Source organism: Kitasatospora sp. NPDC086801 (genome assembly GCF_044745805.1).
In the GTDB taxonomy this organism is placed as follows: Bacteria; Actinomycetota; Actinomycetes; order Streptomycetales; family Streptomycetaceae; genus Kitasatospora.
In genome coordinates this window covers 17,295-39,937 of sequence record NZ_JBIVAX010000023.1, presented here as the reverse complement: position 1 = coordinate 39,937, position 22,643 = coordinate 17,295, and the positions used below count along the sequence as shown (strand labels likewise).

The 22,643-nt window shown below is 74.4% G+C and carries 18 protein-coding genes; 7 read left to right on the top strand and 11 right to left on the bottom strand.

Features of this window, described 5'->3' with window-relative positions:
• The first annotated feature begins 20 nt into the window (after positions 1–20).
• Positions 21–1,040: a TAXI family TRAP transporter solute-binding subunit gene (locus ACIPLC_RS22930; RefSeq protein ID WP_400474854.1), complete on the top strand. Its 1,020-nt coding sequence runs from the start codon at positions 21–23 to the stop codon at positions 1,038–1,040.
• Between the two features lie 37 nt (positions 1,041–1,077).
• Here the strand turns inward: ACIPLC_RS22930 and ACIPLC_RS22925 are convergent, their stop codons facing one another.
• Positions 1,078–2,511, bottom strand: a complete 1,434-nt coding sequence (locus ACIPLC_RS22925; protein WP_400474853.1) for a sensor histidine kinase — start codon at positions 2,509–2,511, stop codon at positions 1,078–1,080.
• Between the two features lie 6 nt (positions 2,512–2,517).
• A complete protein-coding gene (locus ACIPLC_RS22920; RefSeq protein ID WP_400474852.1) occupies positions 2,518–3,273 on the bottom strand; it encodes a response regulator transcription factor in 756 nt (251 codons plus the stop codon).
• Positions 3,274–3,645: 372 nt separating this feature from the next.
• Here ACIPLC_RS22920 and ACIPLC_RS22915 point away from each other — a divergent pair, with 372 nt between their 5' ends.
• The 5 genes from ACIPLC_RS22915 to ACIPLC_RS22895 all read left to right on the top strand — a co-directional run bounded on the left by ACIPLC_RS22915 (position 3,646) and on the right by ACIPLC_RS22895 (position 8,890).
• Positions 3,646–4,419 carry an amino acid ABC transporter ATP-binding protein gene (locus tag ACIPLC_RS22915; RefSeq protein ID WP_400474851.1) on the top strand — a complete coding sequence of 258 codons (774 nt, stop codon included), beginning with the start codon at positions 3,646–3,648 and terminating at the stop codon, positions 4,417–4,419.
• A gap of 122 nt (positions 4,420–4,541) precedes the next feature.
• Entirely contained in the window at positions 4,542–5,444 is a 903-nt protein-coding gene (locus ACIPLC_RS22910; RefSeq protein WP_400474850.1) for a glutamate ABC transporter substrate-binding protein, read from the top strand.
• A 76-nt stretch (positions 5,445–5,520) separates the two neighbouring features.
• Positions 5,521–6,171, top strand: a complete 651-nt coding sequence (locus ACIPLC_RS22905; protein WP_400474849.1) for an amino acid ABC transporter permease — start codon at positions 5,521–5,523, stop codon at positions 6,169–6,171.
• Complete coding sequence (locus ACIPLC_RS22900) at positions 6,168–7,019, top strand: amino acid ABC transporter permease (protein WP_400474848.1); 852 nt, start codon at positions 6,168–6,170, stop codon at positions 7,017–7,019. Before ACIPLC_RS22905 ends, ACIPLC_RS22900 begins: the two co-directional genes overlap by 4 nt.
• A gap of 122 nt (positions 7,020–7,141) precedes the next feature.
• Positions 7,142–8,890, top strand: a complete 1,749-nt coding sequence (locus ACIPLC_RS22895; protein ID WP_400474847.1) for an FAD-dependent monooxygenase — start codon at positions 7,142–7,144, stop codon at positions 8,888–8,890.
• Between the two features lie 63 nt (positions 8,891–8,953).
• On the opposite strand, the gene rny is transcribed toward ACIPLC_RS22895, so the two are convergent.
• From rny to ACIPLC_RS22860, 7 genes are all read right to left on the bottom strand, one after another.
• The gene (gene rny / locus ACIPLC_RS22890; RefSeq protein WP_400474846.1) at positions 8,954–10,423 is read right to left on the bottom strand and encodes a ribonuclease Y; all 1,470 of its coding nucleotides are present in this window, start codon (positions 10,421–10,423) and stop codon (positions 8,954–8,956) included.
• Between the two features lie 180 nt (positions 10,424–10,603).
• Positions 10,604–11,728 carry a regulatory protein RecX gene (locus ACIPLC_RS22885; RefSeq protein ID WP_400474845.1) on the bottom strand — a complete coding sequence of 375 codons (1,125 nt, stop codon included), beginning with the start codon at positions 11,726–11,728 and terminating at the stop codon, positions 10,604–10,606.
• Positions 11,729–11,732: 4 nt separating this feature from the next.
• Positions 11,733–12,848 carry a recombinase RecA gene (gene recA, locus ACIPLC_RS22880; protein WP_400474844.1) on the bottom strand — a complete coding sequence of 372 codons (1,116 nt, stop codon included), beginning with the start codon at positions 12,846–12,848 and terminating at the stop codon, positions 11,733–11,735.
• 162 nt (positions 12,849–13,010) lie between these two features.
• The gene (locus ACIPLC_RS22875; protein ID WP_400474843.1) at positions 13,011–14,282 is read right to left on the bottom strand and encodes an AI-2E family transporter; all 1,272 of its coding nucleotides are present in this window, start codon (positions 14,280–14,282) and stop codon (positions 13,011–13,013) included.
• A gap of 73 nt (positions 14,283–14,355) precedes the next feature.
• Entirely contained in the window at positions 14,356–14,550 is a 195-nt protein-coding gene (locus ACIPLC_RS22870) for a DUF3046 domain-containing protein (RefSeq protein ID WP_400474842.1), read from the bottom strand.
• Positions 14,547–15,137 (bottom strand): GNAT family N-acetyltransferase, encoded by a 591-nt coding sequence (locus ACIPLC_RS22865; protein WP_400474841.1) that lies wholly within the window; start codon positions 15,135–15,137, stop codon positions 14,547–14,549. The genes ACIPLC_RS22870 and ACIPLC_RS22865 overlap by 4 nt, the downstream gene beginning before the upstream one ends.
• 53 nt (positions 15,138–15,190) lie before the next feature.
• A complete protein-coding gene (locus ACIPLC_RS22860; protein ID WP_400474840.1) occupies positions 15,191–16,723 on the bottom strand; it encodes a S8 family serine peptidase in 1,533 nt (510 codons plus the stop codon).
• A gap of 157 nt (positions 16,724–16,880) precedes the next feature.
• On the opposite strand from ACIPLC_RS22860, the gene ACIPLC_RS22855 reads away from it, so the two are divergent.
• A complete protein-coding gene (locus ACIPLC_RS22855; RefSeq protein WP_400474839.1) occupies positions 16,881–21,587 on the top strand; it encodes an ATP-dependent helicase in 4,707 nt (1,568 codons plus the stop codon).
• A gap of 91 nt (positions 21,588–21,678) precedes the next feature.
• Here the strand turns inward: ACIPLC_RS22855 and ACIPLC_RS22850 are convergent, their stop codons facing one another.
• Together ACIPLC_RS22850 and ACIPLC_RS22845 are read right to left on the bottom strand one after the other, a co-directional pair.
• Entirely contained in the window at positions 21,679–21,963 is a 285-nt protein-coding gene (locus ACIPLC_RS22850; protein WP_400474838.1) for a hypothetical protein, read from the bottom strand.
• 55 nt (positions 21,964–22,018) lie between these two features.
• On the bottom strand, positions 22,019–22,387 hold the full coding sequence (locus tag ACIPLC_RS22845) for a helix-turn-helix domain-containing protein (protein WP_049660741.1): 369 nt from the start codon (positions 22,385–22,387) through the stop codon (positions 22,019–22,021).
• Between the last annotated feature and the right edge of the window lie 256 nt (positions 22,388–22,643).

Here is a 22,643-nt window from a genome sequence, read left to right as displayed (position 1 = left end):
GCGCCTGGCAGTATCCCTGCATGACCCCCACCGCTCCGTCCCGTCTCGGCGCCGCCGTCCGCACCGCGGCCCGCAGCCCGCTGTGGCGGACGGTGCTGGTGCTGGTGCTGCTGGTCGCGGGGCTGGGCGGCTGGTGGCTGTCGGCGGGCCGCCCGCCCGGCTACCCGCGCGGCGAGACGCGCTTCGCGACCGGCGTGCAGCGCGGCGTCTACGACCGGTACGGGCAACTGCTGGAGACCCACGTCGCCAAGGCGATGCCGGGGGTGCGGCTGGCCCTGGACAACACCGAGGGCTCGATCGACAACCTGGCCCGGGTGACCGGCGGCCAGGACGACTTCGCGATCGCCACCGCCGACGCCGTCGCCGACTACCAGGGCCCGGGCAAGGACCGGCTGCGGGCGATCGCGCGGCTGTACGACGACTACCTCCAGCTGATCGTGCCGTCCTCCTCGGCGGTGCACCGCACGGCCGACCTCAAGGGGCTGCGGGTCGGCGTGGGCCTGCCGCAGTCCGGGGTGAACCTGGTGACCAGGCGGCTGCTGGCCGCGGCCGGCCTGGACCCGGACCACGACATCGTCCCGGTGTCGGCGGGCGTCGGCGACGCCGCCGACCAGCTGCGCGAGAACAAGCTCGACGCCTTCTTCTGGTCCGGCGGCCTGCCGACCAGCGCCCTCACCGACCTGTCCGACCACATGCGGATGCGGGTCGTGCCGCTGGGGGACCTCGCCGGGGCCATCCACAAGATGGAGGGCGGCGGCACCGACGCCTACCGGGCCGCCACCATGCCCAAGGGCACCTACCCGAACGCCGACCCCAAGGACGCCGTCGCCACCGTGGCCGTGCCCAACCTGCTGATCACCCGGGACGACGTGGACCCGGACCTGGTCGAGGGCATGACCCGGGCGGTGATCGACAGCCGCGACCAGATCGGCTCCCAGGTGCACGCCGCCCAGCTGGTCGACCTGCGCACCGCCGTCTACACCGACCCGCTCCCGCTGCACGAGGGCGCGGCCCGCTACTACCGCTCGGTGAAGCCGTGAAGGCGTGAAGCCGTACCGGCCGTAGCGGCCGTACGGCCTACCGCTTCTGCGGCCGCGGCACCGCCAGCGTCACCGCGAGCCCGGTCGGCTTGACCGGGGCGAAACCGAGCGAGCCGCCACCGGCCGCCAGCAGGGTGCGGGCGATCGACAGGCCCAGCCCGGAGCCGTCCACGTTCTGGTGCCGCGGGCTGCGCCAGAAGCGGTCCCCGGCGCGGGCCAGCTCGTCCTCGGCGAGGCCGGGCCCGGCGTCCGTGACGGTCACCGCGACCTCGTCCCGGCGCACCGAGACCTTCAGCCGCACCCGGCTGCCGGCCGGGCCGAACTTGAGCGCGTTGTCCAGCACGGCGTCCAGGGCGGAGCCGAAGCCGATCGGGTCCGCCATGCCGACGGCGAGCGCCGGGCCCTCCCAGCGCAGCTCGATCCCGCGCTGCTCGGCCACCGGCCGCCAGGCGTCGACCCGGGCCAGGGTGAGCGTGGCGAGGTCGGTCTGCTCGGGTTCGGGGCGGGCGTGCTCGGCGGTGGCCAGGCCGAGCAGGTCGTCCAGCACCCGGGCCAGCCGGACGCCCTCCTCCCGGACGCCGCCGAGTTCCTCCTCGTGCCCCTCGGGCAGTTCCAGGCCGAGCACCTCGACGCGCAGCAGCAGGGCCGCCAGCGGGTTGCGCAGCTGGTGCGAGGCGTCCGCGACGAAGGCCTTCTGCTGATCCATGGCGAGCACCACGTGGTCGGCCATCTCGTTGAACGAGCGGGCCAGCCGCTGCAGCTCGGGCGGGCCGCCGCCGGGGGCGACCCGGGCGGCCATCCGGCCGGTGGCGATGTCGTGGGTGGCCCGGTCGAGGGTGCGGACCGGGCGCAGCACCCACTCGGTGAGCCGGCCGGCCAGCAGCACCGCGACGATCATGGCGGCGGCCTCGCCGGCGCCGATCACCAGCCAGCTGTGCAGGATCCGGGCCCGCAGCGCCCCGGTGGGGGACTCGCTGAGCACCACCGCGACCACGTCGCCGTCGCGCACGACCGGGGTGGCGACGGTGAGGGTGCGGTCGTCGGTCCACGGCCAGACCTGGGGCGGGTTGTGGCTGCGCCGCCCGTCCAGCGCCTCCTGGAAGGCCTGCGCGCCCCAGCCGCCGGAGGGCACCCGCCAGTCGGCGGGAGCGGCGGCGATCGGCACGCCGTCGCGCTGGAAGATGCCCAGCCGCACGCCGTACAGGTCGTGGTAGCGGCGGACCTCGGCGTCGATCGCGTGCCGGCGGCTGACGTCGCCGGGGGCGGGCTCCGGGTCGCCCTTGAGCGCGGACTCCACCGCCGAGGGGCCGGAGGTGGGCAGGTCCTGGGCGAAGCGGGCGGCGTCGTCGAGCCGGTCGACGACCACCCTGCTCTGCTCGGCCGCCGCGACCGCCGCCGCGAGCGGCAGCCCCAGGGCGGCCAGGACGCAGAGCATGAGGGCGATCAGGATGCCGAGCAGGCGGGTGCGCACGTGCGGTCAGCGCTCCGCGGGGGCGGGCGGGGTCGGGTCCGCGGCGGGCGCCGGGGACTCCGGGATCAGGCGGTAGCCGACGCCGCGGACGGCCTCGACCAGGCCGGGCAGCGCGAGCTTGTTGCGCAGCGAGCCGATGTGCACCTCCAGGGTGCGCCCGTTGCCCTCCCAGCCGCTGCGCCAGACCTCGCTGAAGATCTGCTCGCGCCGGTAGACCACGCCGGGGCTCTGCGCGAGCAGGGCGAGCAGGTCGAACTCCTTGCGGGTGAGCGGCACGTCCCGGCCGTCCACGCTGACCCGGCGGCGCTCCCGGTCGATCCGGATGCCCCGGGAGTTCAGCGGGCCGCGCTGCTGCGGGACGGCGTCGGGCGCGGGCACCGCCACCGAGGCGGGGGCGGCGCCGCGGCGGGCCACCGCGTGGATGCGGGCGAGCAGTTCGCCCATGTCGTAGGGCTTGGTGACGTAGTCGTCGGCGCCCAGATTGAGGCCGTGGATCCGGGAACGGATGTCGGCGCGGGCGGTGACCATGATCACCGGCACGCCGCTGCCGGCCCTGATCCGGCTGCACACCTCGAAGCCGTCGCGGTCGGGCAGCCCGAGGTCGAGCAGCACCACCCGGTACGGGTCGTTTCCGTCCGGCACCAGGGCGTCCAGCGCCTCGTGCCCGCTGCGGGCGTGCCGGACCTGGAAGCCGTGCCGACCCAGTACCGCGACCAGCGCGGCGGCCACGCGTTCGTCGTCCTCGACGAGCAGCAGTCGCATCCTGTTCTCCTCCTTCCCCCACCTGCATCACCGGGACCGCCCGGTCGGGCCCCGGTCCTGCGCAGTATGAGCCAGCGGGCGGCCCGGCGCCAGGCTCGGTCGCCCGCCGGCTGCCGCGGGACGGGGCACGCCGGCGCGGACGCCCGCTGTCACATGCCCCGTTGGCGCCCGGGCGAACGGCCCGCGAGCACCGTGTGTCCGTTTCGTGATCCTCAAGTTCCGCTCAGATCGGCTGACGGCGCATCGTCATCGCTCCTATGGTCGGCCCACCGGGGGCTGCGGCTCCGCCGGTCGCGGCTCCCGGATTTCGTACCACCATTGCCGCCCAAGGGAGTTCAGACTTTCACGGGCCGACACGAGGGAGCAGGCGCGATGGCCGAGAATCCGGTCGAGGACTCCACCCCTGCAGCCGCCCCCCTGGTCGTGCTGAGCAGCGTGAACAAGCACTACGGCGCGCTGCACGTCCTGCAGGACGTCGACCTGAAGATCGTCCAGGGCGAGGTGGTGGTCCTGATCGGGCCGTCCGGCTCGGGCAAGTCGACGCTCTGCCGGACGATCAACCGGCTGGAGACCATCGACTCCGGCACGATCACCATCGACGGCCGCCCGCTGCCCGCCGAGGGCAAGGAGCTGGCCCGGCTGCGCGCCGAGGTCGGCATGGTGTTCCAGAGCTTCAACCTGTTCGCGCACAAGACGGTGCTGGAGAACGTGGTCATCGGCCAGGTCAAGGTGCGCGGGATCGCCCGGCCGCAGGCCGAGCAGACCGCCCGCGAACTGCTGGAGCGGGTCGGCGTCGGCGCGCAGGCGGACAAGTACCCCGCCCAGCTCTCCGGCGGCCAGCAGCAGCGCGTGGCGATCGCCCGGGCGCTGGCGATGAAGCCCAAGGTGATGCTCTTCGACGAGCCCACCTCCGCCCTCGACCCGGAGATGGTCAACGAGGTGCTGGAGGTCATGCGCCAGTTGGCCGCCGACGGCATGACGATGGTCGTGGTCACCCACGAGATGGGCTTCGCCCGCTCCGCCGCCAACCGCGTGCTGTTCATGGCCGACGGCCGGATCATCGAGCAGAACACCCCGGACGCCTTCTTCACCGCGCCGCGCTCCGACCGCGCCAAGGATTTCCTCTCGAAGATCCTCCACCACTGACGCTTCGAGACCACGCGGGGCCGCCGCCGGCAAGGACGCCGGGCGGCCCGGCCCGTGCACGCAACTTCCAGACGCCAGAGCCCGGTTGTAGCCGTGGCCCAGCTCCCAGGAGAACAACCCTCATGAGGACTCGTCGCACCCTCGCCGTCGCGCTCTGTGCCGTCGCGCTCACCGCCACCGCCGCCTGCGGCAAGGACGGCACCCCCGGCGCCGCCGCCGCGAGCGGCGGCAACGCCCCGGCGCTGCCGACCTACACGGTCAAGACCGACGCCAAGGTCGACTCCCCGATCATCGCCGAGGCCAAGAAGCGCGGCCAGCTGATCATCGGCGCCAAGGCCGACCAGCCCAACCTCGGCTGGGAGGACGTCGCCAGCGGCGACCGCAGCGGCTTCGACATCGAGATCGCCAAGATGATCGCCGCCGACCTCGGCTTCACCCCGCAGCAGATCAAGTGGCAGACCCTGGTCTCCTCACAGCGCGAGCCGGCCATCGCCAAGGGCCAGATCGACTTCTACGTCGGCACCTACAGCATCAACGACGAGCGCAAGAAGTCGGTCTCCTTCGCCGGCCCGTACTACATCGCCGGCCAGGACTTCCTGGTGAAGTCCGACAACACCTCGATCACCGGTCCGGAGAGCGTCGGCGGCAAGAACGTCTGCACCGCCACCGGCTCGACCTCGATCAAGAACATCCAGCAGTACAACCCGAAGATCACCCAGTTCGACACCTACTCGGCCTGCGTCGAAAAGCTGATGGCCGGCGAGGTCGACGCCGTCACCACCGACGACGCGATCCTCAAGGGCTACGCCTCCAAGTACGCCCCCAAGCTCAAGGTGGTCGGCAAGCCGTTCACCAAGGAGAACTACGGCGTCGGTCTGAACAAGGACGACTCCGTGCTGCGCGGCGCCATCAGCGACGCCCTCAAGGCCCACGAGGACAACGGCGACTGGAAGAAGGCCTACGACGCGACCCTGGGCGCGTCCGGCTCCGCCGCGCCCGCCGTGCCGGCCCTCGACCGCTACTGATCCGCCCGCCGACCGCCCTGCCCGACCATCTGTGCTGACCATCTGTCCTGACCATCTGTGAGAGGAGGGCCGCCGGATGGGGTTCCTGTTCGAGGACGACAACTTCGCGTTGTTCCGCGACGGCTTTCTGCAGACGATCGAGCTGAGCGCGCTCAGCGCCCTGCTCGCCCTGCTGCTGGGCACCCTGCTGGCGGCCTTCCGGGTCTCCCCGGTGCCGGTGCTGCGCGCCTTCGGCACCGCCTGGGTCACGCTGTTCCGCAACACCCCGCTGACGCTGCTGTTCTTCGCCGTCGAGTTCGGCCTGCCGCCGCTCGGGGTGCACTTCAGCCACCTCGTCTTCGCGGTGCTGGCGCTCGGCGGCTACACCGCCTCGTTCGTCTGCGAGGTGATCCGCTCCGGCATCAACACCGTGCCGCTCGGCCAGGCCGAGGCGGCCCGCAGCCTCGGCATGACCTTCGGCCAGACCCTCACCCTGGTCATCCTGCCGCAGGCCGCCCGGACCGTCCTGGCCCCGCTGAGCAGCGTGTTCATCGCGCTGCCGAGGAACTCGGCGATCGCCGGCGCGTTCAGCGTCGCCGAGCTGTACAGCGTGCAGCAGACCCTCTCCGAGCGCGGCTACGCGATCTTCGGGATCTTCTTCTGGGTGGCCTGCGCCTACCTGGTGATCAGCGCCGCGGTCGCCACGCTGTTCCGCGTCCTGGAATCCCGACTGGCGGTGGCCCGATGAGCAACCCCTTCACCCGCACCTCCACGGCCAGCGTCCTCTACGACGCCCCCGGCCCGCGGGCCCGCACCCGGTACCGGCTGTTCGGGGTGCTGGCGCTGATCGGCGTCGCCGCACTGCTCTGGTACGTCTTCGCCGCGCTCGCCGACAACGGCCAGTTCGATCCGCAGATGTGGGACGCGTTCCAGTACAACACCGTCCAGCAGCGGATCGTGGACGGCCTGGTCTCCACCCTGGAGGCCTTCGGCCTGGCCGCGCTGTTCTCGCTCACCCTGGGCGCCCTGCTCGCCGCCGGGCAGCTCTCCGACCACAAGCCGGTCCGCTGGGCGGCCGTCGGCTTCGTCCAGTTCTTCCGGGCGATGCCGCTGCTGATCCTGATCGTCGCGCTCTACTACGCGTTCTTCGCGAAGGAGCCGATGTGGGCGCTGGTGCTCGGGCTCACCCTCTACAACGGCTCGGTGCAGGCCGAGATCATCCGCAGTGGCGTCAACGCCGTCCCGCGCGGCCAGGCCGAGGCGGCCTACGCGCTCGGCATGCGCAAGACCCAGGTGATGGCCGGCATCCTGGTGCCGCAGGCGATCCGCTCGATGCTGCCCTCGATGATCGGCCAGCTGGTCGTCACCCTGAAGGACACCTCGCTCGGCTTCGTCATCACCTACCACGAGCTGCTGTTCGTCGGTAAGGCGATCGCCAGCCAGCCGATCAACGCCGCGGGCTTCCCCTACATCCCCGTGGTGCTGGTGATCGGTCCGATCTACATCGCCATGTGCCTGCTGCTGACCGCCCTCGCCCGGTGGATCGAAGCACGCGGCCGTCGCGGCGCGAACCGGCGCACTTCAGCTGCTGCTTGACGCACACGCAGGTGAACTGTTGCATTGCTCTTCGTGACACCTCCCGGGAGCATCCACGCGGCATATGCGGCAGCGGTAACTGACGCCGGCCCATCGGCCGGTTCGTGCCCGGAGGTCACCGCATGGACCCGGTGATCGTGGTCGGGGCCGGACCGGTCGGTCTGGCCCTGGCCCTCGCCCTGGCCCGGCACGAGGTGCCGACCATCGTCCTGGACGAGGGCTCCGGGCTCTGCCCCGAGGGCCCGCGCAGCGTCGTCCTCGGGGCCGACACCGCCGCCTTCCTCACCCGGATCGGCTACCCGCGGGCCGTCTCGGACTCCGCCCTGTGGGACTCCTTCACCGTCTGGCGCCGCCGCCAGGAGGTGCTGCGGATCGACCTCACCGACTCCCCCGCCTTCCACCTGCCCCAACACCGCCTCCAGCGCGGCCTGCGCGACGCCCTCACCGGCACCCCGCTGATCCGGCTGGTCCCGCTGAACCGGGTCGTCGAGCTCGAACAGGACCGCGACGGCGTCAGCGTCCGCACCCACGGCACCCAGGACGGCTCCAGCACCTGGTGGCGCGGCAGCCACCTGGTCGGCTGCGACGGCGCCAGATCCGCCGTCCGCAAGCTCCTGAAGATCCGCTTCCCCGGCCGCCCCGCCGTCGACCGCAACGCCATCGCCACCGTCCGGGTCGACCTGCCCTTCCAGGAGGCCCGGCTGCACCGCGAGCCCCCGTGGCGCGGCGACCGCGAGGCCTCCGCCCGCCCACTGCCGGACGGCGTCTGGCGGCTCGACTGGCGGCTGCCCCCCGGGCGGCCCACCCCCACCGAAACCGTCGACCCGCACGCCACCTGGCCCGGCGTCGTCACCGGCGACACCCTGCTCACCCGGGTCACCGCCACCCTCACCGGCTGGTGCGGCGAACTCCCCCGCTTCGAACTGCTCGCCGCCGCCGACCACACCGCCCAGCAGCGCCTCGCCGCCCGGTTCCGCAGCGGCCGCTGCTTCCTCGCCGGCGACGCCGCCCACCTGCACGGCGCGCTCGGCATGCAGAACCTGGCCGACGGGCTGCGCGACGCCGACAACCTCGCCTGGCGGCTCTCCCTGGCCTGGCACCTCCACTCCGGGGGCCCGCAGCCCGGCGGCTCCCTGCTGGACGGCTACGAGGCCGAACGGCGCGGCGCGGTCGGCGCCCGGCTGCGCGCCGTCGACCAGTCCATGCCGCTGCTGCGCCCGCTGCGCGGCTGGCAGCAGACCCGGCGCTCGCTGCTGGTCGGCGGCTTCCGCAAGCACGCGCCGCTGCTCGCCGACGGCCAGCTCGGCACCGGCCGCTTCGGCGGCGCGCCCGCCTACCCGGCCGCCCCCTCGGGCGTCCCCGGCCGGGTGCCGGTCCAGCGCGGCGCCCGCGGCACCACCTCGCTCAGCGAACTGCTGCCGGCCACCGCCCCCGGCGTGCTCGTCCCGGACCTGCCGGTGCTCGCCGCCGACGGCACCCCGGACCACCTGCACGCCCGGCTCGGCGCCACGTTCCTGCTGCTGCTGGTCGCCCCCGGCACCGCCGTCTGGTCCGCCGAGCACTGGCTGGGCGCCGGCCTGATGCCCCGGCTCGCCGAGGTCGCCGCCGCACTGCCGGTGCCGGCCGAGGTGCTGGTCACCGAGGAGTACCCGGAGGCCGGGCCGCACACCGTGCTGCTGATCCGGCCGGACGGGCACCTGGTCGGCGCCACCCAGGGCGCCGCCGCCGAGGATCTGCTCGCGCTCGCCGACCGCGCCCGGGGCGGGCCGGCCCCGCTCGCCGGCGCGCCCGGACCCGAACCGGACCAGGACCCCGCGCCGGAGCCCGCCGCCCGCCAGACGCCCCAGCAGGTGGACTCACCCAGCGCGTAGGGCCCCGGCGCGCGCCCTGGGACACGCCCCGGGGCACTCTCCGGGACACGCCCCCGGCGCGCCCTAACTCGCGACCGCGATGGCCCGGCTCTCCCGGACCACCGTCACCCGGATCTGGCCGGGATAGGTCAGTTCCTCGGAGACCTGCCGGGCGACCTCCCGGGCGATCAGCTGCGCCCCGAGGTCGTCCACCTCCTCCGGCCGCACCATCACCCGCACCTCGCGCCCCGCCTGCATCGCGTACACCTCGGCCACGCCCTCGTGCGCGCGGGCGATCTCCTCCAGCCGCGCCAACCGCCGCACGTACACCTCCAGCGACTCCTTGCGCGCCCCGGGCCGCCCGCCCGAACAGGCGTCCGCGGCCTGCGTGAGCACGGCCTCCACGGTGCGCGGCTCCACCTCGCCGTGGTGCGCGGCGATCGCGTGCACCACCTCCGGGGACTCCCCGTGCCGGCGGGCGAAGTCCGCACCGACCGCCGCGTGGCTGCCCTCGACCTCGTGGGTGAGCGCCTTGCCGATGTCGTGCAGCAGCGCCGAACGCCGCACCGGCTCCGGGGCCACCCCGAGCTCGGCGGCCATCATCCCGGCCAGGTGCGCGGACTCCAGCAGGTGCCCGAGCACGTTCTGCCCGTACGAGACCCGGTAGCGCAGGCTGCCCAGGGTGCGGACGAGTACGGGGTGCATCCCGCCGACCCGGGCGTCCAGCAGGGCGTCCTCACCGGCCCGGACGCAGCACTGCTCGACCTCCTCGCGGCTGCGCTCGTGGAGGTGCTCGATCCGGGTCGGGTGGATCCGGCCGTCCTCGACCAGTTGTTCCAGGGTGAGCCGGGCGGTCTCCCGGCGGACCGGGTCGAAGCAGGAGAGCTGCACCGTCGCGGGGGTGTCGTCGATGATCAGGTTGACGCCGGTGACCGCCTCGAAGGCGCGGATGTTGCGGCCTTCACGGCCGATGATCCGGCCCTTCATGTCCTCGCTCGGCAGTCGGAGGACGGTGACCGCCGTCTCGGCGGTCTGCACCGCCGCCAGCCGCTGGATCGCCCCGGCGAGGATGCCCCGGGCCCGGCGCTCGCCCTCCTCCTTGGCCTCGCGCTCGATCTCCCGGACGGTGACCGCGGCCTCCCGCCGGGCCGTGGTCGTGGCCTCGCGCAGGAGTTCGGTGCGGGCCTGCTCGGCGGAGAGTCCGGCGGCCCGTTCCAGCACCGCCACCCGGCGGGTCACCAGCGCCTCGGCCTCGCCCCGGGTGCGCTCCAGTTCGGCGGAGCGCACGGCGAGTTCGTCCTCCCTGGTCCGGACCCGGCGCAGCTCCTCGGCCAACTGCTCCTCACGCCGGGCGAGTTCGGCCCGTTGCCGGGAGGTCTGCTGTTCGGCCCGGCCGCGGACGCGCTCGACCTCGACGGAGGTGCGCCGCTGGGCGGCCCGGAGCCGCTTGGCCAGCAACCCGACCAGCACCGCGAGGACCAGCAGGACGGCGCCGGCCGATCCGGCGAGTGGCAACAGGGAGGCGCCCGATCCGGTGCCCGCAGAGATCCTCATGCCGCCCACTCCCCGTCACCGCTGTCCGCCGCCCGGCGCGGACCGCCGTCCGGAAGCGCCCCCGCGCTTGGGGCCCGTCCGGCGGATCTTGCCGGGCAGGCCCTAGTGCGAGGCTAGGCGCGGGTCACGAAACGGTCAAGACTCGGCCTGGACTGGACCAAGAAGCGTACGAAACTGCCACTAGTCCCTCCCGGTTCCTGACGCTTCACCCGTCTCCTCCTCTTCCAGCGCGCTCCGCACCACCCGGAACGCCAGCCCCTCGGAGTAGCCGCGGCGGGCCAGCACGCCGACCAGCCGCCGCGTCCGGACCTGCGGGTCCAGCCCCCGGGTGGCCCGCAGCTTGCGGTCGACCAGCGCCCGGGCGGCCTCGGTCTCGTCGTCGTGGTCGAGCTGGGCGACGGCCTGTTCGACCAGGTCGGCGGCCACGCCCTTGGTGCGCAGTTCCTGGGCCAGCGCCCGCCGGGACAGGCCCCGGACGGCGTGCCGGGACTCCACCCAGGCCGCCGCGAAGGCCGCGTCGTCGATCAGCCCGGCCTCTTCGAGCCGGGTGAGCACCTCGTCGGCGACGTCGTCCGGGATCTCCCGCTTGCGCAGGGCGTCGGCGAGCTGTTTGCGGCTCTTGGCGGCGCCGGTGAGCAGCCGCAGGCAGATGTCGCGGGCGCGGGTCTCGGGATCGGCCGCCTCCTCGGCCCCGGCCCGCTTCCGCGCGGTACCGGCGGTACGGGTGGATCGGGAGGTTCGGGAGTTTTGGGAGGTTCGGGCGGAAGGGTCGTGCTCCTCGCCGGGAGCGCCCGCCTCGTCCGACGCGGGTCCGGCGGAGCGCCCGGCCGCAGCACGCCGCCCCCGGCGCGCGCCGGCACCGGGGCGCTGGGCCGGGGCGGTCACACCCCCGTGACCGACCGCCCCCGCCCCACTCCAACCGTCGCCCGCCGCCGCGGACCCGGTCTCGTCGAACTCCTCGGCCGCCACTGCCGAACGGCGCCGACGGCGGCCGGTGGGCAGTTCGGAGGCGGAGACCAGCCCGAGCTCGCCGACCGTCGGCTCCGCCGGCGCCGGCCCGGGCGCCGCGCCGCGCACCGCCCGGGCCGGCGCCCGGTCGAACTCCGGCTCCGAACCGGATGCCCACTGTGCGGCGGAGGACCGCTCCCGCCGCCGTTCCTTCCGGGACTGCGACCGCGCCCGGGGCGCCGCCTCGTACGACGGCTCCGGCTCCGCCGCCACCGCGGCGAACCAGTCGGGCGGCCCGTAGTCGTCGCCGTCCGGGCCCGCCGGGCCGCCGTCACCCACTGCGTCGTGCTGCGTCAACGGTTCAGGCCTTGGCGGCCGCCGCCGTCTTCTTCGCCGCGGCCGTCTTGGCGGCGGTCGCGGTGATCGGCTTCGCGGCACCGTCGGCGGCGGCCGCCTCCTCGCCCTCGGCCGGCTCCTCGGTCTTCGGGCCGATGCCGAGCTTGCTCTTGATCTTCCGCTCGATCTCGTCGGCGAGCTGCGGGTTGTCCCGCAGGAAGTTGCGGGCGTTCTCCTTGCCCTGGCCGAGCTGGTCGCCCTCGTAGGTGTACCAGGCGCCGGACTTGCGGATGAAGCCGTGCTCGACGCCCATGTCGATCAGGCCGCCCTCGCGGCTGATGCCGACGCCGTAGAGGATGTCGAACTCGGCCTGCTTGAACGGCGCGGCGACCTTGTTCTTGACCACCTTGACGCGGGTGCGGTTGCCGACCGCCTCGGTGCCGTCCTTCAGGGTCTCGATCCGGCGGATGTCCAGCCGGACCGAGGCGTAGAACTTCAGCGCCCGGCCACCGGTCGTGGTCTCCGGCGAGCCGAACATGACGCCGATCTTCTCGCGGAGCTGGTTGATGAACACCGCGGTGGTGTTCGACTGGTTCAGCGCACCGGCGATCTTGCGCAGCGCCTGGCTCATCAGGCGGGCCTGCAGACCGACGTGCGAGTCGCCCATCTCGCCCTCGATCTCCGCACGCGGGACGAGCGCCGCGACGGAGTCGATGATCACCAGGTCGACCGCGCCGGAGCGGATCAGCATGTCGGTGATCTCCAGTGCCTGCTCACCGGTGTCCGGCTGGCTGACCAGCAGGGCGTCGGTGTCCACGCCGAGCTTCTTGGCGTACTCGGGGTCGAGCGCGTGCTCCGCGTCGACGAACGCGACCGTGCCGCCGGCCCGCTGGGCGTTGGCCGCCAGGTGCAGGGTCAGCGTGGTCTTGCCGGACGACTCGGGGCCGTAGATCTCGACCACCCGGCCGCGCGGGATGCCGCCGACGCCGAGGGCGACGTCCAGGGCGGTGGACCCGGTGGGGATCACCTCGATCGGCTCGTTGGCCTTCTCGCCGAGGCGCATCACCGAGCCCTTGCCGAACTGCCGCTCGATCTGGGCGAGTGCGTTCTCAAGGGCCTTCTCGCGGTCCGTACCTGCCATGGCTTCCACCCTCGGGTTCTGTGCTGTGCGCTTCATCGTCCTCGACGCTAGCGCGTCCCACTGACAAACGAGCCCGGCCCGGCTCCGCCTGTGGAAAACTCCTCGCCGGAGAGTACAAAGAACATCTGTTCGATTCAAGCCTCGCACGTCCGAACGGTGCCGTCACCGCCCGCCGGATCGCCTCCCGTCGCCGCCGACCATCCGCCGCAGCCGCCGGGCCGCCTCCCGGCGCAGCTCCCGCCGGGCCCGCCGCTGCTCGCCCCGGTCGATCCGCGGGTCGGTGGCCACCTCGTACCGCCGCACGTACGTCCCGACGAAGCCCTGCAGGGTGGCCGCCGCCGGGATGGCGATCAGCGCGCCCACCGCGCCGAGCAGCGCCGCGCCCGCGATCACCGCGCCGAAGGCGACCGCCGGGTGCACGTCCACCGTCTTCGCGGTGATCCTCGGGTGCAGCAGGTAGTTCTCGACCTGCTGGTAGACCACCACGAAGACCAGCACCCAGAGCGCGTCCACCGGTTGCACGGTGAGCGCCACCAGCACCGGCAGCGCGCCGGCCAGGTACGTCCCGATGGTCGGCACGAACTGCGACATGACGCCCACCCAGACCGCCAGCGCGGCCGCGTACGGCAGCTCGAGCAGCGCGAACATCACCCAGTGCCCGGCCGCCGAGACCACCGCGAGCAGCGCCCGGGAGTACAGGTAGCCGCCGGTCTTGGCGAGCGCGATCTCCCAGGCCCGCAGCACCTCGCCCTGCTTGGCGGGCGGCAGCATCGAACAGACCGTCCGGCGGACCCGCGGGCCCTCGGCGGTGAAGTAGAAGGTGAACAGCCCGACCGTGAAGGCCTGGAAGAGCCCGCCGACCACGGTGGAGGAGACGCCCCAGACGTTGTCGGCGGCCTGCTGGGCGTAGCTCTCGATCGCGCCGGAGTCCTTGAGCAGCTTCTTCTGCAGCTCGCCCAGCGACAGGTCCTGATGGAACGTCCGGTTCACCCAGTTGATCAGGTTGTCGACCAGGTGCGGCAGGTCCCCGGCGATCTTCGCCACCTGATCGACCAGCAGCGTGCCGAGCGCCGCCAGGAATCCGATCACCGCGATCCCCACCGCGACGAACACCAGGAAGGTGCCGACCCCGCGGCGCACCCCGCGCGCCGCCATCCGGTCGACGGCCGGCTCCAGCGCCAGCGAGAGGAAGAAGGCCACCAGCAGCATCACGAAGAGGTCGATCAGCTGGTGGAAGGCCCAGTCGGCGAGCTGGAACAGCCCGACCAGCACCAGGGCCAGCACCATCGCCCGGGGCAGCCAGCGCGGCATCCCGCCACCCCGGACGGCGCCGGCCACGCCCCCCGGCAGCCGCGGTTCGGGCGGCGGCCCCGGGGCCTCGTCGGCGACCCGCGCCGTCCTGTCCGAATTCTGTGCTTCTGCGCTGCTTGTCACTCCGACAGTCTCACCCATCGCCCGGAGCCGCCCGAGCACCGGGCACCCCGTTCGGCCCACGGGCGGGCAGGGGTCAGCGCAGCACGCCGGAGACGCCCTGGGTCTCGCAGACCACCCGCCAGACGTCCTTGGCCTCCCAGCCGGCCTCCAGCGCCTGCCGCACCGTCCGCCCGCCGAGTTCGCTCATCACGTGGTCGGAGGCGAAGGACTCCGCGTACGCCTCGCCGAAGTGCGCGGACATCCGTCGCCAGAACTCGGTCAGCCTCATGGCTCCAGTATCCCGGACCGCGCGGCGCCGCCCGGGGCCTGCCACTGCCCGGCCGTCAGCGCGTACTCGACCTCGCCGTGCTCGCTGCCGGGGATCGCCTCCGGGTAGTCCCCGTGGAAGGTGCGGACGAACGACAGCCCGGTCTTCTCCATCACCCGCCGCGAGCCCGCGTTGACCGTCATCGTGTACGCCACCACCCGCCGCACGCCCAGCTCGGTGAAGCCGCGGCGGACCAGCGCCCGCGCACCCTCGGTCGCGTACCCGAGCCCCCAGGCGGCCCGCCGCAGCCGGTACCCCAGCTCGACCTCGGAGCGGTCGCCGTCCCGCGTCGGCCGGAACTCGAACCAGCCCAGGAACGCCCCGCCGGCCCGCTCCTCGGCCGCCCACCAGCCGAGGTCGCCGTACCGCCGGTAGTGCGCGAGGTACAGCGGCAGCAGTTCGCCCTCGACCCGCTCCCGCGCGGTCGGCCGCCCGCCGGTGAGGTAGCGCGTCACCTCCGGGTCGCCGTCCAGTTCGACCAGGTGGTCGACGTCCGCCGCGGTGAAGCGGCGCAGTACCAGCCGCTCGGTGGTGAGGAAGACGGTCACGCCCCGATCCTCACCCACCGGCCCGGGCCCCGTCACCCGGTTTTCCGCCCGCCTCAGCGCGGCAGCGCGAGCAGCCCGGCGCCGAAGTACTGCCGGTCCCCGCAGGCGTACGGCCCGGACGGGCAGCCGGCGGCCGCGGTGCCGGCGAGCAGGGCGGCGAGCGGGCCGGAGCCGTAGTCCGGGTGCAGGGCGGCGGCCACCGCGACCGCGCCGGTGACGTGCGCCGCCGCCATCGAGGTGCCGGCCAGTGCCGCGTACTGCCCGCCGGGCCAGTCGGAGACGATCGCGCTCTGCGGCCCGCCGTCCGGGTCGCCGCCGGGGGCGGCCAGCGAGACCCGGCCGCGGCCGTAGTTCGAGTAGCCGGACGGGTGGCCGTCCCGGTTGACGGCGGTGACGGTGACGACGCCGGGCAGCTCACCGGGCAGCCGGATGCACTCGGTGCCCAGGTAGCGGAAGCGGGCCGGGCCGGAGACCCGGTCGTTGGGGCTGCGCTCGTCCGTCCGGGCGGCGCCGAGGTCCTGGCCGTCGTTGCCCGCCGAGGCGACCACGACGGCGCCCTTGCGCTGGGCGTAGGCGGAGGCCCGGCCGACGGCGGCGATCAGCGCGGCCTGGTCCCGGTCCTCCGGGCAGTTGTACTTCCACGGGTCGGCGAAGTAGCTGTTGTTGATCGCCTTGGCGCCGTGGTCGGCGGCCCAGAGCATGCCGCAGACGATGTTCTCGGCGTAGTACTGGCCGAGCGGTCCGAGCAGCCGGACGGCGGCGATCCGCGCGCCCGGCGCGACCCCGGTGACGCCGTGGCCGTCCCGGGTGGCGCCGACGATCCCGGCGACGTGGGTGCCGTGGCCGCTCTCGCTGACCCCGGGGTCGGGCCGCCAGGAGCCGGAGCGGGCGTCGGGCCGGCCGTCGGCGCAGGAGACGGAGGCCTTCGGGTCGACGGCGGCGCGCAGGTCCGGGTGGGTGTCGTCGACGCCGGAGTCGAGCACCGCGACCAGCACCTTGTGCAGTGCGTCGGCGGTCGGCGCGGCGGCGCCGGTGGGCCCGCGCACCCCGGTGGAGGTGTCGCCGGCCCGGGCGCCGGCCGCGCCGAGCATGGCGAGGTTCCACGCGTCGCCCTCGGCCGGGTCCGGCACGGTGGCGGTGCCGGACCCGGCCTGCCGGTCGGCGCTGCTGCGGCGGGCGTGGTCGGTGCCGGCGGTGAAGTCCCCGGCGCCGTCCAGCAGGCGGGGTGGGGCGACCACCGGTTCGGTCCGGGTGGTGCCGACGGCGGCGATCCCGGGCCGGGCGCGCAGCTTGTCCGCGAAGCCGCCGGTGGCGTACGCCAGGACGACCCCGATCTGCGGGTACTCCTGGACCACCTGCCCGCCCGCCGCCCGGGTCTCGGCCCCGGCCCGGGCGGTGCCGGCGGCGTCCTCCTGCTCGGCGAGCACCAGGTAACTGAGGTAGGCCCGGCCCGATCCGGACACGTACGGGACGGCGCCGCCGACCACGAGTGCGGTGAGCAGCATCGCGAGCAGCGCCCGGGCGGGCCCGCGGACGCGGCGGGGGGCCGCACGGGCGGGACGGCCGGACGGGTTCGCCTGCGCCATCGCACGGCCTCCGCTCGTCGGTCCGGTGGGTCAGGGACGGGTCATGGGTCTGACTCATCACCATATGAGCGGATTTGCCTTTTTGCTCCTTTAACTACGCCCGTGCGACCTCCGCTCCCCCGTCCCGGTTGTCGGTGCCACCCGGCACCATGGGGGCATGGCGCCCCAGCACCCGACCCCGCCGGACGACGACTCCCTGGCCGGATTCGCCCCGACCACCCGGGCCTGGTTCACCGGTGCCTTCCCCGCCCCCACCACCGCCCAGTCCGAGGCCTGGCGCGCCATCCGGCAGGACACCGACGTCCTGGTGGTCGCCCCCACCGGCTCCGGCAAGACGCTCGCCGCCTTCCTCTCCGCCCTGGACCGGCTGAGCAGCACCCCTCCCCCGGCGGACCCCAAGCGCCGCTGCCGGGTCCTGTACGTGTCGCCGCTCAAGGCCCTCGCGGTGGACGTCGAGCGCAACCTGCGCGCCCCGCTGACCGGCCTGCGCCAGGCCGCCGTCCGGCTCGGCCTGCCCGAGCCCGAGGTCCAGGTCGCCATCCGCTCCGGCGACACCCCCGCCGCCGACCGCCGCCGCTTCGCCACCCACCCGCCGGACATCCTGATCACCACCCCCGAGTCGCTGTTCCTGCTGCTCACCTCCGCCTCCCGGGAGGCGCTGCGCGGCGTCGACACGGTGATCCTCGACGAGGTGCACGCCGTCGCCGGCACCAAGCGCGGCGCCCACCTCGCGCTCAGCCTGGAGCGGCTGGACGAACTGCTGGAGCGCCCGGCCCGCCGGATCGGCCTGTCCGCGACCGTCCGCCCGGTCGAGGAAGTGGCCCGCTACCTCAGCCCGCAGCGCGGCGCCGTCGTCGTCCAGCCCGCCGCCGCCAAGGAGTTCGACCTGTCGGTGGTCGTCCCCGTCCCCGACCTGGACGACCTGCCCGCAGCCCCGGCCACCGGCGCCTCCTCCGACGCCGACCCGCAGCGGCAAGCGTCGATCTGGCCGCACGTCGAGGAGCGGATCGTCGACCTGGTCCAGGCGCACCGCTCGACCATCGTCTTCGCCAACTCCCGCCGCCTCGCCGAGCGCCTGTGCAACCGGCTGAACGAGATCGCCCTCGAACGGGCCACCGGCGAACCGCTGCCCGAGGCGCACTCCCCCGCCCAGCTGATGGCCGAGTCCGGCGTCGCCAAGGGCGCCCCACCGGTCCTCGCGCGCGCCCACCACGGCTCGGTCTCCAAGGAGCAGCGGGCGCTGGTCGAGGAGGAGTTGAAGGCCGGCCGGCTGCCCGCCGTGGTCGCCACCTCCAGCCTGGAGCTGGGCATCGACATGGGCGCCGTCGAACTGGTCGTCCAGGTCGAGTCCCCGCCCTCGGTCGCCTCCGGCCTGCAACGGGTCGGCCGGGCCGGCCACCAGGTCGGCGCCGTCTCCACCGGCGTCTTCTTCCCCAAGTACCGCGGGGACCTGGTGCAGTCCGCCGTGGTCACCGAGCGGATGCGGGCCGGCCGGATCGAGGCGCTGCGCGTCCCGCGCAACCCGCTGGACGTGCTCGCCCAGCAGCTGGTCGCGATGACGGCGCTGGACGCCTGGCCGGTGGACGACCTGCTCACCGTGGTCCGCCGCGCCGCGCCCTTCGCCACCCTCCCGCAGTCCGCCTTCGAGGCGGTGCTCGACATGCTGGCCGGCCGCTACCCCTCGGACGCCTTCGCCGAGTTGCGCCCCCGGGTGGTCTGGGACCGGGTGGCCGGCACCGTGACCGGCCGCCCCGGCGCCCAGCGGCTCGCCGTCACCTCCGGCGGCACCATCCCCGACCGCGGCCTGTTCGGCGTCTTCATCGCCGGCGCTACCGGGCCCGATGCGAAGACGGGCAAGAAGGGCGGCGGCCGGGTCGGAGAACTCGACGAGGAGATGGTCTACGAGTCCCGCGTCGGCGACGTCTTCACCCTCGGCACCACCTCCTGGCGGATCCAGGAGATCACCCACGACAAGGTGCTGGTCACCCCCGCCCCCGGCGTCCCCGGCCGGCTCCCGTTCTGGAAGGGCGACACCCTCGGCCGCCCGCTCGAACTCGGCCGCGCCCTCGGCGCGTTCACCCGCGAGCTGGGCGCCCTGGCGCCCGAGGCCGCCACCGCCCGGCTGCAACGGGCCGGCCTGGACGACTGGGCCGCGGCCAACCTGCTCGACTACCTCGCCGAACAGCGCGCCGCCACCGGCCACCTCCCGGACGACCGCACCATCGTCGTCGAGCGCTTCCGGGACGAGCTCGGCGACTGGCGGATCGTCATCCACTCCCCCTTCGGCGCCCAGGTGCACGCCCCCTGGGCACTCGCCCTCGGCGCCCGACTGCGCGAGAAGCACGGCCTCGACCCCCAGGTCATGCACGCCGACGACGGCATCGTGCTGCGCCTGCCGGACGCCGACCTCCTCGCCCCCGACTTCGATTTCGCCGGCCCCTCGGGGCGGGCCGGTTCCGACGAGGCCCCGGTCGGCGCGGACGCCGCCCTGTTCGACGCCGCCGAGATCGAGCAGCTGGTCACCGACCAGGTCGGCGGCTCCGCCCTGTTCGCCTCCCGCTTCCGCGAGTGCGCCGGCCGCGCCCTGCTGCTCCCGCGCCGCAGCCCCGGCCGCCGCACCCCGCTCTGGCAGCAGCGCCAGCGCGCCGCCCAACTGCTCGAAGTCGCCTCCGAGTACGGCTCGTTCCCGATCGTCCTGGAGGCCGTCCGCGAGTGCCTCCAGGACGTCTTCGACGTGCCCGGCCTGGTCGAGCTGATGGGCGACCTCGAATCCCGCGCCGTCCGGCTGGTCGAGGTCACCACCCCCGAGCCCTCGCCCTTCGCCCGCTCCCTCCTGTTCGGCTACGTCGCCCAGTTCCTCTACGAGGGGGACTCCCCGCTCGCCGAGCGCCGCGCCGCCGCCCTCTCACTCGACTCCCGGCTGCTGTCCGAGCTCCTCGGCCAGGCCGAACTGAGCGAGCTGCTCGACCCGCAGGTGCTCGCCGAGTTGGAGGCCGAGCTCCAGCGCCTCACCCCCGAGCGCCGGATCAAGGACGCCGAGGGCGTCGCCGACGCGCTGCGCCTGCTCGGCCCGCTCACCGAGGCCGAGTTGGCGGCCCGCGGCGCCGAACCGCTCTGGGCACTGGAGTTGGAGGCCGCCCGCCGGGTGATCCGGGTCCGGATCGCCGGCGAGCGGCGCTGGTCCGCCGTCGAGGACGCCGGGCGGCTGCGCGACGCGCTCGGCACCCCGCTGCCGGTCGGCGTCCCCGAGGCCTTCACCGAGCCGGTCAAGGACCCGCTGGGCGACCTGCTCGCCCGCTACGCCCGCACCCACGGCCCGTTCACCGCCGCCGGGGCGGCCACCCGCTTCGGCCTCGGCACCGCCGTCGTCACCGGCACCCTGCACCGGCTCACCGCCGCCGGCCGCCTGGTCCAGGGCCAGTTCCTCCCCGCGGAGAACCACACCACCGCCGAGTGGTGCGACGCCGAGGTCCTGCGCCGGCTGCGCCGTCGCTCGCTGGCCGCCCTGCGCCAGGAGGTCGAACCCGTCCCGCCGCGCGCCCTGGCCGCGTTCCTCCCGCAGTGGCAGCACCTGGCCGGCCACCGGCTGCGCGGCCCGGACGGCCTGCTCCGGGTGGTCGAACAGCTCCAGGGCTCCGCCCTGCCCGCCTCCGCCCTGGAGAAGCTGATCCTCCCGGCCCGGCTCACCGGCTACTCCCCCGGCCTGCTGGACGAGTTGACGGCGGCCGGCGAGATCGGCTGGTGCGGGGCCGGCGCACTGCCCGGCAAGGACGGCTGGCTCAGCCTGCACCTGGCCGAGCACGCCCACCTGCTGCGCCCCGAGCCCGTCCCACCCGCGCTCACCCCCGTGCACAGTGCGCTGATGGCGGCGCTGGCCGGCGGCTACGGCCTGTTCTTCCGCCAACTGGTCCAGCAGTTGCCGGAGGAGACCCCGGAGCCGGAGATCGTCGAGGCGCTCTGGGACCTCGTCTGGGCCGGCTACGTCACCAACGACACCCTCGCCCCGCTGCGCGCCCTGCTCGGCTCCGGCCGGACGGCCGGAGCCACCGCCCACCGCGCGCCCCGGGCGACCCCGCGCGGCCGCTACGGCGGCGCCGGCCGAGCCTTCGGCCGGGTCGGCGGCGCGCTGCGCAGCGGCCCGCCGACGGTGGCCGGGCGCTGGTCGCTGCTGCCCCCCTTCACCACCGACCCGACGGTCCGGGCCACCACCCAGGCGCAGAGCCTGCTGGACCGGCACGGCCTGCTCACCCGGGGCGCGGTGGCGGCCGAGCGGGTGCCGGGCGGCTTCGCCGGGGTGTACCGGGTGCTCGCCGCGATGGAGGAGCGCGGCCGGGCCCGCCGGGGCTACTTCGTCGAGGGCCTGGGCGGCGCCCAGTTCGCCGTGGAGGGCGCGGCCGACCGGCTGCGCTCGGTCAGCGGCCGGCTGGAGCGGGCCCGGGCCGCCGAGTGGCCGGCCGCCCCGGCCGCCGAGCCGCCGCAGGTGCTGGTGCTGGCCGCCGCCGATCCGGCGAACGCCTACGGCTCCGCACTGCCCTGGCCGGAGCCGCCGACGCCCCCTGGCGGCAAGGAGGCCGGGGCGCACCGCCCGGGCCGCAAGGCGGGTGCCCTGGTGGTGCTGGTGGACGGCGAGTTGGCGCTGTACGTCGAGCGGGGCGGCAAGTCGCTGCTGGCCTGGCCGGAGGACGGGGCCACCCGGGCACTGGCGGTGGGCGCGCTGGCGGCCGCGGTCCGCGAGGGCGCACTCGGCAGCGTCACGGTCGAGCGGGCGAACGGCGAGCCGGCCCTCGGCTCGGCGCTGGGCGCCGCGCTGGAGGAGGCCGGCTTCCACGCCACCCCGCGCGGCCTGCGTCTGCGGCCCTCATGAGGTCCACCGACGGAGGTGCACCGACGCCGAAGGCCGCGGGGCATCCGGTGCCCCGCGGCCTTCGTTCGCTCGTATCACCCGTTCGAGTGGCTCAGCCCACCGGCGGCGGCGCCTCCACCCGGGCCACGGCGTCCTCCTGCGGGCGCGGCTTCGGCCCGGTGGCGTCCCGGTCGGCGTGGACCGGGATCAGGCCGAGCCCCCAGCCGCCGGCCGCGAGCAGCCCCAGCACGGCGCCGTCCGCCAACTGCCCCCGGACGGCCAGGAACCACCAGATCAGCCCTGCCGTCAGGATCACCAGGACCCGGCGGGCCGGCCACGGTATCAGGCGCCGCAGCCGTATTCGGGCCTCCGTGCACACCGTCGCGGCTCTTCGCACGACCGCCCTCCTTCGCTCGCCCCGGGCACCAGGAGCCCGGGCGTCGAGGCCGGGTTCAGGCGGCGACCACGTCCATCGCGGCGGCCTTGGGCGACATGTTCGCCCGGTCGGTGCCGGGGGCGGGCAGCGGAACCGGTTCGAGTACCGGCCTCAGCAGATCACCTTCGGAGAGGGTGGCCATCGCCGCAAGTTCGGCGAGCGACAGTTCGTCGCTGACCTCGCGCATGACCTCGGACATCCGGACGTCGAGCGCGTCGCAGATGGCGGAGAGCAGCTCCGAGGAGGCCTCCTTCTGTCCCCGCTCGACCTCGGAGAGGTAACCGAGTGAAACCCTCGCGGCCGCCGACACCTCGCGGAGTGTGCGGCCCTGGCGCTGGCGCTGCCGACGCAGTACATCGCCCAGTAGGCGACGGAGCAGGATCATCGGTGCCTCCCTCCTCGGACTGCGGATCGAGATGTCACGCCCCCACCGTACCGCCTTGCCCGCTTCGCGTGCGGGGACCCTGGTCGTGTTCACTCTGGGCTGCAAGGCTGTCCCCCTCCTCGTTCCGGTGTCGTTCCCGGGTCCGCGGGCCCCTCGTGGTACCCGTCGCGGGCCACCCGGCCACCGTCACGCAACTCGTTCGCCACCTGGTTTCTGCCCAACCAGGCCGTTGGATGTAACACGATCCTCCAGCTAT

Excerpts from the sequence above, each read along its gene's own strand:
- ACIPLC_RS22930 (WP_400474854.1), top strand. The coding sequence starts at position 21 with ATGACCCCCACCGCTCCGTCCCGTCTCGGCGCCGCCGTCCGCACCGCG.
- ACIPLC_RS22920 (WP_400474852.1), bottom strand. The coding sequence starts at position 3,273 with ATGCGACTGCTGCTCGTCGAGGACGACGAACGCGTGGCCGCCGCGCTG.
- ACIPLC_RS22915 (WP_400474851.1), top strand. The coding sequence starts at position 3,646 with ATGGCCGAGAATCCGGTCGAGGACTCCACCCCTGCAGCCGCCCCCCTG.
- ACIPLC_RS22910 (WP_400474850.1), top strand. The coding sequence starts at position 4,542 with ATGAGGACTCGTCGCACCCTCGCCGTCGCGCTCTGTGCCGTCGCGCTC.
- ACIPLC_RS22905 (WP_400474849.1), top strand. The coding sequence starts at position 5,521 with ATGGGGTTCCTGTTCGAGGACGACAACTTCGCGTTGTTCCGCGACGGC.
- ACIPLC_RS22900 (WP_400474848.1), top strand. The coding sequence starts at position 6,168 with ATGAGCAACCCCTTCACCCGCACCTCCACGGCCAGCGTCCTCTACGAC.
- ACIPLC_RS22895 (WP_400474847.1), top strand. The coding sequence starts at position 7,142 with ATGGACCCGGTGATCGTGGTCGGGGCCGGACCGGTCGGTCTGGCCCTG.
- rny (WP_400474846.1), bottom strand. The coding sequence starts at position 10,423 with ATGAGGATCTCTGCGGGCACCGGATCGGGCGCCTCCCTGTTGCCACTC.
- recA (WP_400474844.1), bottom strand. The coding sequence starts at position 12,848 with ATGGCAGGTACGGACCGCGAGAAGGCCCTTGAGAACGCACTCGCCCAG.
- ACIPLC_RS22870 (WP_400474842.1), bottom strand. The coding sequence starts at position 14,550 with ATGAGGCTGACCGAGTTCTGGCGACGGATGTCCGCGCACTTCGGCGAG.
- ACIPLC_RS22860 (WP_400474840.1), bottom strand. The coding sequence starts at position 16,723 with ATGGCGCAGGCGAACCCGTCCGGCCGTCCCGCCCGTGCGGCCCCCCGC.
- ACIPLC_RS22855 (WP_400474839.1), top strand. The coding sequence starts at position 16,881 with ATGGCGCCCCAGCACCCGACCCCGCCGGACGACGACTCCCTGGCCGGA.
- ACIPLC_RS22845 (WP_049660741.1), bottom strand. The coding sequence starts at position 22,387 with ATGATCCTGCTCCGTCGCCTACTGGGCGATGTACTGCGTCGGCAGCGC.